The sequence below is a fragment of the Candidatus Riesia pediculicola genome, assembly GCF_002073915.1.
Classification (GTDB): domain Bacteria; phylum Pseudomonadota; class Gammaproteobacteria; order Enterobacterales; family Enterobacteriaceae; genus Riesia; species Riesia pediculicola.
The window spans coordinates 121,005-137,777 of the sequence record NZ_CP012841.1; the positions used below are offsets into that span (position 1 = coordinate 121,005).

At 28.5% G+C, this 16,773-nt stretch carries 15 protein-coding genes; 6 read left to right on the forward strand and 9 right to left on the reverse strand.

All coding sequences use genetic code 11. The features are described 5' to 3' along the window. Nucleotides 1–43: 43 nt before the first annotated feature. The 3 genes from sppA to AOE55_RS00600 all read left to right on the forward strand — a co-directional run bounded on the left by sppA (nt 44) and on the right by AOE55_RS00600 (nt 4,186). A complete protein-coding gene (sppA, locus tag AOE55_RS00590) occupies nt 44–1,888 on the forward strand; it encodes a signal peptide peptidase SppA (protein ID WP_196769129.1) in 1,845 nt (614 codons plus the stop codon). Between the two features lie 281 nt (nt 1,889–2,169). Next, nucleotides 2,170–3,171 carry a type I glyceraldehyde-3-phosphate dehydrogenase gene (gap, locus tag AOE55_RS00595; protein WP_013087734.1) on the forward strand — a complete coding sequence of 334 codons (1,002 nt, stop codon included), beginning with the start codon at nt 2,170–2,172 and terminating at the stop codon, nt 3,169–3,171. A gap of 202 nt (nt 3,172–3,373) precedes the next feature. Continuing rightward, nucleotides 3,374–4,186 carry an enoyl-ACP reductase FabI gene (locus AOE55_RS00600; protein WP_013087554.1) on the forward strand — a complete coding sequence of 271 codons (813 nt, stop codon included), beginning with the start codon at nt 3,374–3,376 and terminating at the stop codon, nt 4,184–4,186. A 46-nt stretch (nt 4,187–4,232) separates the two neighbouring features. On the opposite strand, the gene tyrS is transcribed toward AOE55_RS00600, so the two are convergent. Then, complete coding sequence (gene tyrS, locus AOE55_RS00605) at nt 4,233–5,516, reverse strand: tyrosine--tRNA ligase (protein WP_013087470.1); 1,284 nt, start codon at nt 5,514–5,516, stop codon at nt 4,233–4,235. A gap of 269 nt (nt 5,517–5,785) precedes the next feature. Continuing rightward, the gene (grxD, locus tag AOE55_RS00610; RefSeq protein WP_013087861.1) at nt 5,786–6,106 is read right to left on the reverse strand and encodes a Grx4 family monothiol glutaredoxin; all 321 of its coding nucleotides are present in this window, start codon (nt 6,104–6,106) and stop codon (nt 5,786–5,788) included. A 402-nt stretch (nt 6,107–6,508) separates the two neighbouring features. Here grxD and pykF point away from each other — a divergent pair, with 402 nt between their 5' ends. Together pykF and AOE55_RS00620 are read left to right on the forward strand one after the other, a co-directional pair. Continuing rightward, nucleotides 6,509–7,921: a pyruvate kinase PykF gene (pykF, locus tag AOE55_RS00615; protein ID WP_013087789.1), complete on the forward strand. Its 1,413-nt coding sequence runs from the start codon at nt 6,509–6,511 to the stop codon at nt 7,919–7,921. Between the two features lie 172 nt (nt 7,922–8,093). Further along, complete coding sequence (locus AOE55_RS00620) at nt 8,094–8,327, forward strand: LPP leucine zipper domain-containing protein (protein ID WP_013087724.1); 234 nt, start codon at nt 8,094–8,096, stop codon at nt 8,325–8,327. A gap of 61 nt (nt 8,328–8,388) precedes the next feature. Here AOE55_RS00620 and AOE55_RS00625 read toward each other — a convergent pair whose 3' ends face one another. From AOE55_RS00625 to AOE55_RS00655, 7 genes are read right to left on the reverse strand one after another with little or no spacing between them, the layout of a single operon-like run. Beyond that, a complete protein-coding gene (locus AOE55_RS00625) occupies nt 8,389–9,348 on the reverse strand; it encodes a L,D-transpeptidase family protein (RefSeq protein ID WP_080611637.1) in 960 nt (319 codons plus the stop codon). A 45-nt stretch (nt 9,349–9,393) separates the two neighbouring features. Beyond that, entirely contained in the window at nt 9,394–9,825 is a 432-nt protein-coding gene (sufE, locus tag AOE55_RS00630; RefSeq protein WP_196769130.1) for a cysteine desulfuration protein SufE, read from the reverse strand. After that, entirely contained in the window at nt 9,818–11,104 is a 1,287-nt protein-coding gene (locus AOE55_RS00635; RefSeq protein WP_013087397.1) for a SufS family cysteine desulfurase, read from the reverse strand. The genes sufE and AOE55_RS00635 overlap by 8 nt, the downstream gene beginning before the upstream one ends. Further along, nucleotides 11,104–12,411: a SufD family Fe-S cluster assembly protein gene (locus AOE55_RS00640; protein WP_041855167.1), complete on the reverse strand. Its 1,308-nt coding sequence runs from the start codon at nt 12,409–12,411 to the stop codon at nt 11,104–11,106. The genes AOE55_RS00635 and AOE55_RS00640 overlap by 1 nt, the downstream gene beginning before the upstream one ends. Beyond that, nucleotides 12,383–13,126 carry a Fe-S cluster assembly ATPase SufC gene (gene sufC, locus AOE55_RS00645; protein ID WP_013087537.1) on the reverse strand — a complete coding sequence of 248 codons (744 nt, stop codon included), beginning with the start codon at nt 13,124–13,126 and terminating at the stop codon, nt 12,383–12,385. The genes AOE55_RS00640 and sufC overlap by 29 nt, the downstream gene beginning before the upstream one ends. Nucleotides 13,127–13,170: 44 nt before the next feature. Continuing rightward, nucleotides 13,171–14,664, reverse strand: coding sequence for a Fe-S cluster assembly protein SufB (gene sufB, locus AOE55_RS00650; RefSeq protein WP_013087576.1), 1,494 nt, complete (start codon nt 14,662–14,664; stop codon nt 13,171–13,173). A 4-nt stretch (nt 14,665–14,668) separates the two neighbouring features. Then, nucleotides 14,669–15,022 carry a HesB/IscA family protein gene (locus AOE55_RS00655; RefSeq protein ID WP_192847575.1) on the reverse strand — a complete coding sequence of 118 codons (354 nt, stop codon included), beginning with the start codon at nt 15,020–15,022 and terminating at the stop codon, nt 14,669–14,671. A 654-nt stretch (nt 15,023–15,676) separates the two neighbouring features. Between AOE55_RS00655 and AOE55_RS00660 the strand changes: the two genes are divergently transcribed. Then, the gene (locus tag AOE55_RS00660; protein WP_080611639.1) at nt 15,677–16,756 is read left to right on the forward strand and encodes a 3-deoxy-7-phosphoheptulonate synthase; all 1,080 of its coding nucleotides are present in this window, start codon (nt 15,677–15,679) and stop codon (nt 16,754–16,756) included. Nucleotides 16,757–16,773: the final 17 nt, after the last annotated feature.

Sequence of the window (16,773 nt, forward strand, 5' to 3'; positions counted from 1 at the left end):
CTTTTTCGTTTTTTTCTTAAGATCTTTTTTTTATCTTTTTACTTTGATAAGAAAATTGATTTCTTTCTTTTTGAATTTTCTATTTCTTATTATACTAATATTTATTTTTCTTCTTTATCTGGAAAATAAAGGATTTAACAAAAGTGACTTCGGAGCGCTTCTTTTAGATTTAAATGGGGTAATCTTAGATCATGTTCCTTCCGAATCATTCCTAACGTCTAATAACTTCAATCAAAAGTTATTCTTTAGTCAAGATGAAATAATTCGGAAAAACTCTTTATTTGAAATAATCCATTCAATAAGAGAAGCGGCTAAGGATCGAAAAATTAAAGGAATGGTCCTCAAGTTAGACCATCTAATAGATGCAGATCAACCCTCTTTACGTTACATTGGGAAATGTTTAAAAGAATTTAAGAAGGCAGGAAAACCAATTTTTTCTATAGGAGAAAATTATAGTCAACTACAATATTACTTATCTAGTTTTGCAGATAAAATTTACATATCGAACTATGGAAAAATTGATATTCATGGAATATCCAATTATAGGATGTATTATAAAGATTTTTTAGAAAAATTGAAGATAAAAAGCCATATTTTTAGAGCAGGAAAATATAAGTCAGCCGTAGAACCTTTCATGAGAAACAATATGTCTCATGAATCAAAAGAAAATCATTTTTCTTGTCTAAGAAAGTTGTGGAAAGACTATTTGAGAACAGTTTCCGAAAATAGAAATATTAAAATAAACGATGTATTTCCAGAGATTAACTCAATGATCAAAAAGATTAAATCCAATCGAGGAAATATCACAAAATATCTTATGGATCAAAAGTTAGTTGATTATGTCATAGAGAAAACAAATCCGGAAGAAAAGTTCATTGAAAAGTTTGGTTTAAGTCGAGATGATAATCAATACAATCGAATCAGCATATATGAATACAAAAATGATTCAACTCGACGGAATGATAAATTTCTTGGAAAGAGAAATGATTTTCCTTCAAATATCGCAGTTATTTTTGTACAAGGCATGATTTCAGGTGGAAATGAGGAAAATTATGAGAATTCATCAATAGCAAATAGCGAAAATATTGTAAAAAAAATCAGACAAGCTGAATCCGATCCAAATATTCGATCCTTAATACTCAGGATCAATAGTCCAGGAGGTACCGTTTCAGATTCTGAAAAAATCAGAAATGCACTAAAATCTTTTCGAAAAAATAAAAAGTTTGTGGTGGTATCTATGGGAGGAATGGCAACTTCAGGAGGGTATTGGATATCCACCGAATCTGATCGTATTATTGCAGATCAGACAACTATTACCGGATCGATTGGAGTGTTTGGAGTTGTCAACACTTTTGAAAGCAGTTTAGAAGATATTGGAATACGTTGTGATGGAATTTCCACCACCCCTTTATCTCAGGGTCCGATTGAATATACCGGAATAAATCCGTATTTATCTGAAATTTTAAAGATTTCTGTTGATCATAACTATGAAAAATTTTTGAAATACGTTTCTCTCTCTAGGAAAAAAAATATTCAAGATGTTAGAACCATAGCGAATGGAAGAATTTGGATCGGTTCAGAAGCATTTAAAGTAGGATTGATTGATCAATTAGGAGATTTCGATGACGCCATAGAAGCAGCTATGAAAATTTCAAATATCGAACACCCTTCGTTGGAGTGGATGTTTTCTGATACTTCTTTAATGGAAAATTTAATCGATTTATTTTCATCAAATATAAAAAATTTGTTTATTTCAACAATTATTTTATCTCAAAAAAAAGAAACGCTTGAGTTGATGAGATATGGATATAATCCGTACGATAAATATATCACCAATTTTAATGATTGTTATGCAATATGTCTTCACTGTAACATATCGTATAAATAGATTGGGATCTTTTAGATATTTTTGAATCGTTGATTTTATTTATGTTGTTCTATAAATTGGAATAAAATTTTTCCATTTTAAAGGAAAGTATATATTTTGAACTTTTTAATCATTTATTTAAAAAAATCATTTCTTATGAAGAAGAAAAAATTTGATTTTTTATAAAATTCAACTATATTATTTAATTCGACATTATTTAATCGATCTGAAAAGATTTTTAGAAATTAATTAAATAATTTCTTCAAAAATTCAAAAACGAAAAATGAAGATGGTGAAATTCAATGACAATTAGAGTTGGAATTAATGGATTTGGTCGAATTGGAAGATTAATTTTTCGACTTGCTCAAAAAAGAAAAAATATAGAAGTAGTTGGAATAAACGATTTGTTAGATACGAAATACATAGCTTATCTTCTTAGATACGATTCAACTCATGGAAAATTTCTAGGAGATATCGAAGTTCGAAATGATCTGCTTTTAGTTAATGGAAAGGAAGTTCACTGTACTTTTGAAAGAAATCCTAAGGATATTCGATGGGGGGAAATGGGAGTGGATTGTGTAGCAGAGGCGACTGGACTTTTTTTAACCGATAACTTATCTCGTCCTCATATATCGTCAGGAGGTGCTAAAAAAGTTGTTTTAACGGGTCCATCTAAAGATGATACTCCTATGTTCGTAATGGGTGTGAACCATTACAACTATAGAAATCAAGATATAGTTTCCAACGCTTCTTGTACTACAAATTGTCTTGCTCCGATAGCAAAAATCATACATGAGAATTTTAAGATCCAACAAGGAATAATGACGACAGTACATGCGGCTACTGCTACTCAAAAAACTGTCGATGGACCTTCCATTAAAAATTGGAGAGATGGAAGAGGTGCAATGCAAAATATCATACCTTCTACAACTGGAGCAACTCAAGCCACTGGGAAAATTATTCCTGATTTAAAAGGAAAATTAACTGGAATGGCTTTTAGAGTGCCAATCTCTAATGTATCTGTAGTTGACTTAACAGTATCATTAAAGTATTCGACTTCTTTTAACAGAATTTGTGAACTGATAGAAGATGCTTCTAAAACGTATTTAAAAGGAATTTTGGGATATACAGAAGAAGAAGTCGTTTCAAGCGATTTTAATGGAAATACGCTAGTATCTATTTTTGATGTTAAAGCAAGTTCATTATTGAACGGAAATTTTGCAAAACTAATCTCATGGTACGATAATGAAACTGGATATTCTGAAAAAGTTTTGGATTTAATTGAGCACATTCATCGACAATAGATCTTATTTTAAAGATTTTTAGATATGTCTGAGCTGAGAAAAGTTTTGAGAAATAATTTTATCGGAGATAAAATTATCATGAATAGTTGGATAGGCTTCTCTCTTCTGAAAGAGATATAATTATATGTTCGAAATAATCAGATCTTTTAAAAATCTTTGTAACTATTAATTAATTAAAAATTAAAGAATAACTGATACTTTTATGTCGTCAACCATCAAAAAAAATAAAATTGGTCTCGTGGAAGGAAGAAAGATATTAATTACGGGAATATCTGGAAAGCTTTCCATTGCTTATGGAATAGCAAAAGTCTTATACCAAAATGGAGCGAAATTGGCTTTCAGTTGTCAAAATGAAAGAATTAAATCGAGAGTGGAAAAAATAGCAAGACAGTTTGAATCTGAAATTGTTATTCCTTGCGATGTTTCTTCAGATGAAAACATAAGGATTTTTTTTAGTCGATTAGAAAAAATTTGGGGTCAGTTTGATGGGTTCGTTCATTCAATAGCATACGCGAACCAGAATCAATTTCGAGGAAATTATTTAAATGTCGTAACAAGGAAGGATTTTGAAGTAGCACATAGCATCAGTTCTTACAGTTTGGTAGAAATGGTGAAATCTTGTAGAAGTATGTTAAGAAAAGGATCGACTGTACTGACTATAACCTATATTGGATCTTCTTTATCAATTCCGAACTATAATGTCATGGGTCCTGCTAAAGCATCTCTTGAATCCAATGTTCGATACATAGCAAGTTCTCTCAAAGAGAGTAAGATTAGAATCAATGCAATTTCATCTGGGCCTATTCTAACAATTTCGTCTTCAAGAATTAGAAACTTCCGAAAAATGCATAGAAGATTTGAAAAAAACATTCTGACAGAAAAAATTTCAATAGAAGATATAGGAAAATGTGCAGTTTTCTTGTGTTCTGATCTTTCTTCTGGAATTAATGGGGAAATCATTCATGTAGACGGAGGTTTTAACTTCGTTTATGGAAATTGTTTTGAGGAAGAATGAAACGTTTTAACTTTTAAAAAAGGATTTTTTAATGAAAACAAACTTTTCACTTGACTTTTTTCCATACTATCAAAATAAAATCTTTCTTTCCCTTTCTGACAATAGAGTATCTCTGAAATATCTGTTCGTTTTCTGAAAAAATGAATCTTTTATCTTCGCATGGATGAAAATTAACTGAGATTGAGTGATTTTCGATCATATTTCTTGCTTGACTTTTGGAATCCAAAAGTTTAGATTTTACTAAAATTTCCTGAATGTCGTATCTTCTAGAAAGATCGATCTCTATCTTAGGAACTCCTAGTTTTAGAAAATTTCGAAAATCCTCCTCTTTGAATTGAGAAATTTTTTGGTATTCAAATATTTTTTTAGATATATCATGAGCCATATCTGAAAGATATTTTCCATGAATAATCTCAGTAACTTTTTTTGCTAAAAAGTACTGAATTTTTTTAGGATATTTTTTCATTTCTAAATTGTGTATTAGAGTAGAATTGCTCATTAAAAGAAGATAAAAAAACATCTGAGCGTTTCGATCATCTAGATTAATCCAAAATTGATAGAAACAATATGGGCTTGTTTTTTTAGGATCTAACCAAATGTTATTTTTTTCTGTTTTTCCAAACTTTCTTCCTATCGAATTTGTTATCAATGAAAAAGTCAATCCGAATACCTCTTTTCTAGATAATTTTTTTATTAGTTCGATACCGACAATAATATTTGACCATTGATCTGACCCTCCAATTTGGAGAGAAGCATGATAATCTGTATATAATTTGTAAAAATCGTACGCTTGCAATAAACTATAAGAAAATTCTGAGAAAGAAATTCCTTGACGGTTTTCTAATTTATTTTTAATTAGTTCTTTACGAAGCATATTTTTAATTGAAAAATTTCTTCCTACCGTTGTTAGAAAATCTATTATCTTCATTCTTTCAAACCATTCAATATTATTGACAATGATCGCTTTATTTTTTTTGTGATTAGAATCGAAAAAGATTCCTATTTGGTTGTATATCTTTCTTGTCCAACTTTCTATTTGATCTACTTGATTTATTGATCTTTCAGAATCTCTGAAACTAGGATCTCCTATTAAGCTTGTTGCCCCTCCTACTAATATGATCGGTTTATGTCCGAAGTTTTGAAATGTTTTTAATAAAAACAATGGAATGAGATGACCTACATGCAAACTATCGGAAGTAGGATCGAAACCACAATAAAGAGTAATATTCTTTTTTAAAATAGTTTGAACTAATTTTTTCTCGTGAATCAACTGATCGATTAACTTAAGTTCTTTAAAAATTTTAATTAAATTTCTCTTTTCGTGTTTCATATTTATTATCTTGAGGGATTATTTTTTACATTCAATGAGAGATTCATAAATTGAATATGTTTTCCGATGATATGATAAAGAAAAATTCTCATTTTTTCCAAAAGAAAAACCATAAAATTAGAAAAAATATGTTAAGCAGAAATCAATCTTTTGAAAAAATGTTCCTACAATTATCAAAGAGTTTCTAATACGCCTAAGCATTTTAGGAGCACATAATCTTAACCATGTTTTAAATGATGAGACATTCTTCCTAGAATATTTCAGTTTGATTAGTTTTTTTTAATCACATCATTTAACATTTTCTGTAACTTACCTTCAAAATATAATGATTTCATAATATCGTATCCACCTATAAATTGACAGTTAACCCAGAATTGTGGAAAGGTAGGCCAATTGGAATATTTTGGCAAGTTTATACGAATATCCTTATGCTTCAAGACATCAATATACGCGAATCTTACTTTACATAAATTTATAATTTGTACTGCTCTCATTGAGAATGTGCAACTTGGATAATCTGGTGACCCTTTCATATATAACAGAAACTTATTTTTCTTGATTTGTTCTTCTATTTTTTTTATTGTGTTCATAAATAATTTCCTAAAAAGGAATGAAGATCTTTTCTTATTATAATTCAAAAGAAGTACTTAAAATTAATATCTCTTGTTTTTTTTGATTAAAAATTTACTTTTAACTCTCCGACGTTTTTGAAAATCTTTCAATTAGAAAAGCACTTCATGCACGTTACAAAATGAGCAAAATTCATTCTTATCTGTTTAATTCATAGAATTTTTGATGATCTTGAAAAAATATTTATAAAAACTTTATGTTTGTAGATACAATAATATGAATCAATTTTAATTTAAATTACTTAATGATCTTTTTTTTATTTATTAAAAAATAAATTTCATTAAAATAATTCATTTTAGTAAATTATTGTTACAGATTTTTCAAACTTAAAAAAATATTCGATCAGTATAAAATATAATTTTATGAAAAAGACAAAAATAATTTGTACTATTGGACCTAAAACAGAATCTGAATATATGTTATCTAAATTGATTGATCATGGGATGGACGCTATCCGATTAAATTTTTCTCATGGAAGTCATCAAGAACATGAAAGGAGAATCGAGAATATTCGTAAGATATGTATTAAGAAAAAAAAACAAATAGCTATTTTACTAGATACAAAGGGTCCAGAAATAAGAACGATGAAGTTGAAAGAAAATAAAGATATTTTTCTAAAAACCGGACAAAAATTCGTATTAACTACAGATTCTTCCATATTAGGAGATCAAAATCAGGTAGCTGTGACTTATTCAAAATTACATGAAGATCTGAAGGGAGGGGATTCTATTTTAATCGATGATGGACTCATCGAAATGAAAGTTTTATTGATTGACAATCAAAGAATTATTTGTAAGGTATTGAATAACGGAACATTAGGGGAAAGTAAGAGTATCAATTTACCAGGAATTTCTATAAATTTTCCATCATTGTCTCAACAAGATATGAACGATCTAATTTTTGGATGCCAAAAAAAAGTAGATTTTATTGCAATTTCATTTGTCAGAAAACGATCTGATGTTAGAGAGGTGAAAAAATTGTTGAGAAACTATGGAGGAAAAAAAATTTCTATAATTTCCAAGATAGAAAATCAAGAAGGACTTAACAATTTTGAAAGTATATTGGAAGAATCAGATGGAATTATGGTTGCTAGAGGAGATCTTGGAGTAGAAATTCCAGTAGAAGAAGTTATATTTGCACAAAAAATGATGATTTCAAAATGTGTCAAATCCTCCAAAATTGTAATCACAGCTACTCAGATGTTAGATTCTATGATTAAAAATCCGAGACCTACAAGAGCAGAAGCTGGAGATGTCGCTAATGCGATTCTAGACGGAACAGATGCAGTTATGTTGTCTGGAGAAAGTGCGACTGGTAGATATCCAATTCAATCTGTTAAAATTATGTCCAACATCTGTGAAAGAACCGACTTCATTATGAATCATATCGATTATAGAACAATTTACAAGAAGAGAACTACAATCACTGAAGCAGTTTGTCACAGTGCTGTAGAAATTTCTGAAAATTTAGGTGCTAAACTGATTATTGTAGCTACTCTTGGAGGAAAATCTGCAAGATCTATTCGAAAATATTTTCCCAAAGCTCTAATTTTAGCATTAACTACTCGAAAAGAGACGGTTAACCAGCTGCTTCTCGTAAAGGGTGTTTTTCCAAAGTTAGTTGAAAAATTTGTTTCAACTGATGATTTTTATATTAAAGGAAAAAAAATTGCTCTTGAAGAGGAGGTCGGTCAAAAGGGAGATATCATCATAATGGTTTGTGGAGCACTAGTTCCTAGTGGAACCATTAATACTTCCTCAATTCATATCTTGTAATTTTCTGAAGAGATTTTGAAAGTATGAAAAAATTGATTTTCATTATAGATAAGTATATAATAAGATCTCTCTTAATAGATTTTAATGTGTGATTGAATCCTCCTTTCAGGAGGACTTTGAAATTTTACGCTTTGCAAAGTTAAAAATATAACCGAAGACATTGGAGTATATCATGAAGAATAAATTTATCTTGTGTTTTCTCACTCTGATTTTTTTAACACTTTCCGGATGTACCACAAATAATCAGACCAAAAAGATAAGTTCTGATTTAAATTCTTTAAAGGATAAAGTAGAGAACATATCTGAAGAAACCCAATCAATACAAACTGATCTTCAAAATACAAAGGAGGAAGCTGTTCGAGCTAACCAAAGATTAGATAATCAAGTTCATAAATACAAAAAATAAAGTCTTTGAGAGAAGAAAGAGTTCTGTTGACAATCTAAAAAAATAGAAGATGACTTTAAGATTAATTTTTTGACATTTTTAGTTTGATAGGAATTCCAGAACAATCTAAAACAGTTTTTAAAAAACATTCTTCTTCTATTTTATTAGTTTTTAAGAACTTCTTGAGTTCCGGATCTTTTTCATAAAACTTAGAGGTAGTTCTTTGATTTTTAGATTCATTATCTTCTGAAATTGGACGATGAACTTCAATATAGCAGTCTCCGCTTGGTTCCTTGGAATATTTGATTGGTTCATTGATAACTCTAACTTTATCTCCGATTTTAACCGAACTAAATAATTTTTTTATGTCTTCTTTTCTCAATCTGATACATCCAGAAGTTACTCTCGAACCTATTCCAAAATTCTCATTGGTTCCGTGAATTAAATACTCTCCTTTTCCATAGGATAATCTCATAGCATACATACCCATAGGGTTGTTAATACCAGAAGGAACGACCTCAGGAAGTTTTATTCCCTCAAGTTCATATCTCTTACGTATATTCTTGGTTGGAATCCATACCGGTTTTTTAATCATTTGAATGATTTTAGCCTCAAATGTAGGAGTACTTGCTTCTTTTTGTCCAATTCCTACTGGATATACTGAAACTATATTCTTCTTTTTAAGAAAATGATACAATCTTAGCTCTGCAAGATTGATTAAGATATCTTCGTCTTCTTTTAAATTAGGAATTATCATCTGAGACGGTATAATTATTTGACTGCCAGGTCTCGGGAGATAAACATCTATTTTTGGATTTATCCGAAGTGTTCCTAGTAATCCAACTTGGAATCGACTCATAATATCTTCCAGAGATTCTTTTTTTTTTGGAACGGTATACTTTTCTATTTTTCCTATTAATCTTCCTCCATATGGATTTAATAAGTAATCTCTTGCAAAAACAAGAGAAGAAGTAGGAAAGTAAAAGATAAAAAATAAAATTATTTTAAAAAATATCGGAAATTTTCTGTAATTTTTTATCATAAAACCAAAGAACTAAAGAAAGTTATATCAAATTCTAAAAAATTTCTATAATAATCTAGAAAAAATATTTTGAATAATAGCATGCAATCCACTACTTCTAGATGGAGATATATATCTTTCGATTGATAATTTTTTAAAAAAAGAGTTTAAATCAGTACGAAGTACTTCACGAGAACTTCTTTTATTAAACAGAACGACTAAAATTGCAATCAATCCTCTTACTATTGCTGCATCACTATATCCGTTGATATGAGCTACATCTCGATCATCTTTTTCTACAACAATCCAAACTTTACTTTGACAACCAGAAACCTCATTTTCTTTATTTCTTTGTTTTTTTGACAGAGGAACTAACTTTTTTCCTAAATCGATCAGATACAAATATTTTTGTTCTAAATCATCACAACAAAGAAAGTTTTTCAAAAGTTTCTTCTTTTCAGGTAAGGAAGACATTCTTGGTATCATAAAGTTATTCACGACTCAACAATTTTTCAACATATTTTAATTTTTCTACTAAAAAATCTATCTCTTTTTTTTGATTATAGATAGCCAACGATATTCTACACATGGAAGATACTCCATAGAAGTTCATCAATGGAATAGCACAATGATGTCCTGTTCTTATAGATATAGAATATAGGTCCAAAAACCTTCCGATGTCATAAGAATGACATCTACCGATATTAAAGGAAATAATGGATTTTCTTTTTTTTAAAGTACCATATAAACGTATGGATCTTATTTCTTTAAGCTTGTAATAAGTATATCGAATCAAATCTTCTTCATAACGAGAAATGTTTTCATATCCTATTTCTGATATGTACTTTAAAGCTTCTCCTAATCCTATTATTCCAACAACGTTTATTGTTCCAGATTCAAACTTCCAAGGTGATTTTTCGTAAGTAATACTTTTTATTTTATGCTTTTGATCGAAAGAAGTGTAAGATATGTCCATTTCTTTAACCATCCCTCCCCCGCTTTGCCAAGGATCCAATTGGTTTAATATTTTCTTCTTTCCATACAAAATTCCAATTCCTGTCGGACCATACATCTTATGTCCAGAAAAAACATAAAAGTCACAATCTATTCTTTGAACGTCAACCGGATAATGAGATATATATTGAGCTCCATCTATTAGGACATGTAATTTAGAATTTTTCATATCGGAAAACTTTTTGGCGCATTCAATAATTTTTCGAACAGGATTGATGGTTCCTAAAACATTCGACATATGAGTGACTGATAAAAACTTAGTTTTAGAATCGATCATTTTTTTTAAGTTTTTTAAATCAATCTCTCCTTCTTTATTAATTGGTAAAATTCTAATCTCAAATCCCACTTGATTGGATAAAATATACCAAGGAACAATATTTGAATGATGTTCCATCTGACTAATAATTATGTTGTCTCCAGAATGTACAAACTTTTTCACGTACGAATAAGCTACCAAATTTATACTTTCTGTTGTATTTTTAGTAAATACGATTTCTGATCTATCAGAAGCATTGATAAATTTTGATATTTGATAACGAACAGACTCAACTTGTTCAGTAGATTGATCGGACAAAATGTTCGATCCTCTGTGAATAGAAGAATAAAAATAGTCTAAAAAATGTTCTTCTTTCTTTCTAACTTGTATTGGTTTTTGAGAACTAGCCGCATTATCTAAATATATTAACGGAAACCCATTAATCCTTCTTGACAAGATCGGAAATTGTTTTCGAATAAGATCTGAATCTATAATAGAAGTATGCATTACAAACCTTTTAATATCTTATTTTTAATTGTTTGGCGTATCTTATCTTTGACACATTTTACGTGAATTTTTTTCAACGTTTTCTCAAAGAAAGAATTGATAATCATTTCCTTCGATTTATCTTCAGATATTCCACGAGAACACAAATAGAATATTAAAGATTTATCAATATTTCCAACAGTCACACCGTGAGAGCAACTGGATTCCTTATTGTAGATATTCAGATGAGGAGAAGAAAAAACTTTTGAATTTTTTCCGAAAATAAGGTTTCTATTTAAAATTTTTCCGTAAGAAAAAGGAGATTGATGAAATATCTGAATATTATTTTTTAAACTAATTGAACTCTTACCTAAAGTTACCATGTTGTATATTTGTTCACTTTTTCCAAAAGGACAAATATGATCGATCGAAATGTAATTACTATTTTTTTCCGACTGTTTTTGAAGAGATAAACCGTTCAAATTTACTCGACTGTTATATCCATTTAAACAAATTTTTATAATGTTTTGAGAATCTTTTGAACCTAAAGTAATATTATTGTATTTTAGAAAACTATTTCTTTTTAAAGAAGCTCCTGAATATGAATGATGTAAGTTTTGATCATTCTCCAAATTTACCCTATCGTACTGTAGAGTACTATTCTCTTCAACACTGAAAGTGAATAAACTATTTGTAAAACATGAAAAACGATTAATTGAAAGAAAAACTTCGATTATTTTGATCTTACTATTTTGAAGAATTTCTAAGAAATACCTACAATGATTAATATTTGAAAATCGGTTTTCCTCGATTCCATAGGAAAAATTAAATATGTATAATACCCTTCTTGGATAACTATTTTCTTGAGATCGGATATATATCACTTTATTAGATATGAACTGCGTTATGTAAGAAAAAGGATCCTCTATTTCTACAAAGTTTCGTAAAATAGAAGAATGATTTCCATTAAAAATTTTTACTTGATAAGGACTATCTTGATAATTACTTTCCTCAGGTATAATTGATCCATTTAAAATGCATAATTTCCAATACTTTTCTGTCGAAGAATTTCCAAAAAATAACTTAATTGCTTTCCTAACTTTTTGAATTTTTTTTTCACAAAGTTTATTAAAAATATACTTTCTTTTCAAAACTTCCTTTAAAAAATCTACATTGACTTTTTCTTGAATGAAGAAACGAAAGTCTTCTCTTTCTAAAAATCTAAAATCAATCGAACCTTCCTTAGTTCGAAATAAATTATAAATCTTCTTTCTTATTTTTTTATCTTTAAATTCTTTTTTATCTTTCATAAATCCAACTATATCCATCTTTTTCTATCTTTTTAGATAGAAGATACGTACCAGACTTTATGATGGTTCCTTGATGCAAGATGTGCACAAAATCTGGATTGATATAATCGATAAGATTTTGATGATGCGTAATTAAGATAAAAGATCTCTTTCGATTTATCATTGATTTGATTGAATTAGCTATTAACTTTAAAGAATCTACATCTAAACCAGAATCAATTTCATCTAAAATACAAAGATCTGGATCTAGAACTAACATTTGTAAAATATCGTTCCTTTTCTTTTCTCCTCCTGAAAAACCTACATTTACACATCGATTTAACATATCTTTAGAGATTTTTAGGAATTCAGCCTTACTTCTTAAAAATTTTTGAAATTCTAAAATATCCATAGGTTCCTGATTCCTTTTTCTTCTAATTTCATTCAAAGCAGTTCTCAAAAAGAGATCGTTCCTAACTCCAGGAATTTCTATGGGATTTTGGAAGGCTAAGAAAATTCCTTCCTTTGCTCGAATTTCGGGTAAAGCTCGTGTTAAATCTTGATCTTTAAAAAAAATTTTACCTTGTAGTACGGAATATTCCTTTTTTCCTGCTATAGTAAATGCGAATGTACTTTTTCCAGATCCGTTAGGACCCATGATAACATGAACTTCTCCATAATTTATATTCAAATTCAAATTCTTGAGAACCCTTTTTTTTTCAACTTCTACAGATAAATTCTGAATATTTAACATAATTTTATTAAAAAGTTTAAATAAATTGAAATCAGTTTCTGTTTTTAAATGATTCTTTCTAGATTAGTTTTTAAAAGTTCCTGAGCTTCTGCAGAGAATTCCAGTGGAAACCTAAAAAAAACATCTCTACAAAAACCATTTACGATCATAGAAACAGCATTTTCTTGATTTATTCCCCTTTGTGAACAATAAAAAATTTGTTCTTCACTAATTTTAGAAGTTGTAGCTTCATGTTCTAATTGAGCAGTTCTATTTTTTACAGTAATCAATGGAAAGGCGTGTGAACTACTTTTTTTTCCTACTAATAAAGAATCACATTGAGTATAATTTCGAGAAAAATCAGATTTTTCTAAAATTTTAACTAAACCTCGATAACTGTTTATACTTTTTCCACATGCAATTCCTTTAGATATGATTGTAGAACTGGTATTCTTTCCGATATGAATCATTTTAGTTCCAGTATCAGCTTGTTGATCTCCATTAGTTAAAGAGATGGAGTAGAATTCTCCAACTGAATTATCTCCTTTTAAGATGACACTTGGGTACTTCCAAGTAATTGCTGATCCGATTTCTGACTGTATCCAGGACATATTAGAATTTTTCCCTTTACATAAAGCCCTCTTCGTAACAAAGTTTAAAATTCCATTTTTTTCTCCTATTTTTCCTGGAAACCAATTCTGTATGGTAGAATACTTCACTTTTGCATCTTCATGAACAATCACTTCAACTACTGCTGCATGTAGCTGATAATTTTTTCTAATTGGGGCTGAACAACCTTCTAGATAACTTAATTCACTTCCTTTATCTGCAACTAGAATAGTACGTTCAAATTGACCCGTGTTTTTTTCGTTAATTCTAAAATAAGTGGATAATTCTATAGGGCATTTTGTATATTTTGGAACATATACGAAAGTTCCGTCAGAGGCAACAGCAGAATTTAAAGAAGCAAAAAAATTATCATCATTCGGAACAACACTTCCTAAATATTTTTTTACTAATTCCGGATATTTTCGAATTGCTTGATTAAAAGAACAAAAGATAATTCCAAGATCTTCTAAATCTTTTCTATGAGTTGTGAAAACAGAAACCGAGTCGAATACAGCATCTACAGCAATTGTACTTTTTTTCTTGAAAGATATACCGAATTTTTCAAAAGTTTTTTGAATTTCTTGATTCAAAAGATTATATTTTTTATTATCTCTTAATGTATTTTGATTTTTAAAACTTTTTTTTAAGATTCCTGAATTAGGATTATCCCTTTTCTGTATTGGAGAGGAGTAATAAAAATATTTTTGATAATTTATTTTTGGATAATATCCGTTCAACCAGTGAGGTTCCTTCATTTTTAACCATTTTTTATAAGATTCTAATCGAAAATTTAACATCCAGTCTGGTTCTTTCCTCTTTTTCGAAATTTGGTAGATAATTTTTTCATTAATTCCCAAATTTGTTTTGTCTGATAAAACAGGAGTCGAAAATCCTAACCTATATTTCTCTTCAGATATTGAAAAACTTTTTCCTTTTTTATACGTTGACATATTTTTATTTAAAATTAAAACTTTTTCCGCATTTACAAGATGTATGGATAATTTTTTGATTTTTAAAACTAAATTTTTTATTTAATCCTTCATTAACATAGTCAATCGTAACTCCATTTATTAAGTGAATAGATTTCGGTAAAATAAAGAAGTTCATATTACTCTTTATGTTAAAAATGATGTAAAATTCTTTTACTTCATAAATTGCTTTCATTCTATAAGAAAAACCAAGACATCCTGATTTAACTACATCCAAAGAAAGTCCCTTGATTTTGGGGTCTCCTTTAAAAATTTGAGATAGTTTGATGAATGCATTTTGGGTGATTTTGATTATCTGTTTATTTCCTTGATATTTCATTTGAATTAAGAGGCACCAGTCATTTTTTTTTGAAAACTTTCTACAAAACATGATAACAGAAGAAGTTGAAATTATTTTTATTATATATCATTTTTTTTTAAAAATAATTTAGATATGTAGAAGATTACTATCCAATGATATGATTTAGATGAAAAGATTAATCGAAATATTTTCTGAAATTTCAAAAAAAACAGATCAAAAAAAATCTTTATGAATTCTTTTTTTTACTTAAATTAATTAAAAAGTATTTTTTATATTATCTTTTTTTGAATTACAAAAATATTAGATTCGTATTATTCTTTTAATTAGAATTACTAAATTTATATTAAACAATAATTTCTTAAAAGAAGATCAAAATATTATCTTTCTTTTATAAAATTATTTTGCGAAGGTAATACAATCTTTTATGAAAATATTCGAAAAAATTAATAAGATTGAATTTTTTAATTGATCTTTTGGATAAAATTACTGAATATATTCTTAATATACGCATGGTATTTTGTTATAAAAATATTTCAATTTTTTAAAAGATTTCATGAGAAAGATCTTTCTTATCTATTAGATCAATTAAAATTTTTAAGTCTATCTAATTTCTTAAAAAGATAGATTCGTTTAGTTATTTAATAATTTGTTTATTATAACGGAGTAAAAAAAATGTACAGAAATAAGAAATTAAGAATTGAATTTTTAGAAAATTTGATTACTCCGTTTCAATTGTTCAACGAATTTCCTATTTCTTCAGATATTGCAAAGCATGTAAAAAAATCCAGAAAAAAAATAATGTCTATTCTATCAGGAAAAGATGAAAGATTATTGGTAATAATTGGTCCTTGCTCGATTCATGATTATTACTCTGTTTTTGAATATGCAAAGATGCTTTCTAAATTGTGTAGTCGTTATCGAAACCATTTACAAATAGTCATGAGAGCATACTTTGAAAAACCTAGAACTGTTTCTGGTTGGAAGGGATTAGTTTTAGATCCAGAAATTAATAATTCTTACCTTGTAAATAAGGGTCTAAGAATTGCTAGAGAACTTTTGATTAACATTAATCAACTAGGATTACCTGTTGCAACTGAATTTCTAGACACAACAATTTTTCAATATCTATCAGATTTAATTAGTTGGGGTTCTATTGGTGCAAGAACAGTAGAAAGTCCAATACACAGACAAATGGCTTCTGCTTTACCATTTCCAATAGGATTTAAGAATGGAACAAATGGTGATATCAATGTAGCTATTAATGCAATTCTGTCATCTAGAATGAAACATGTTATTTTAAATCAAGATCAATATGGAAAAATAAAAATTTATCGAACTTCTGGTAATAAATACGGTCATATCGTAATGAGAGGAGGAAAAAAACCAAATTATAAGAAAAAATTTATAGAAATGACGTCTTATAAATTGAGAAAATTGAAACTTCCAGAAAAGTTGCTAATTGACTTGAGTCATGGAAACTGCCAAAAAAAATTTTATCAACAGATGGACGTCGCAAAATACGTAATAGATCAATTATGTAGCAAAAAAAGTCAAATCTTCGGAGTGATGGCTGAAAGCTTTCTAATAGAAGGGTCGCAGAAAATAAAAAATAAGAAGTTTTTAAGATATGGACAATCTATTACAGATCCCTGCTTAGGTTGGAAAGACACGGAAATTTTATTAGAGCTTCTCATCGAAGCATCTAAAATAAGAGCAGAAGAATATCAAAAAGTAAAACGTACCATTTGTTAAATTAAAAAGAAAAAACA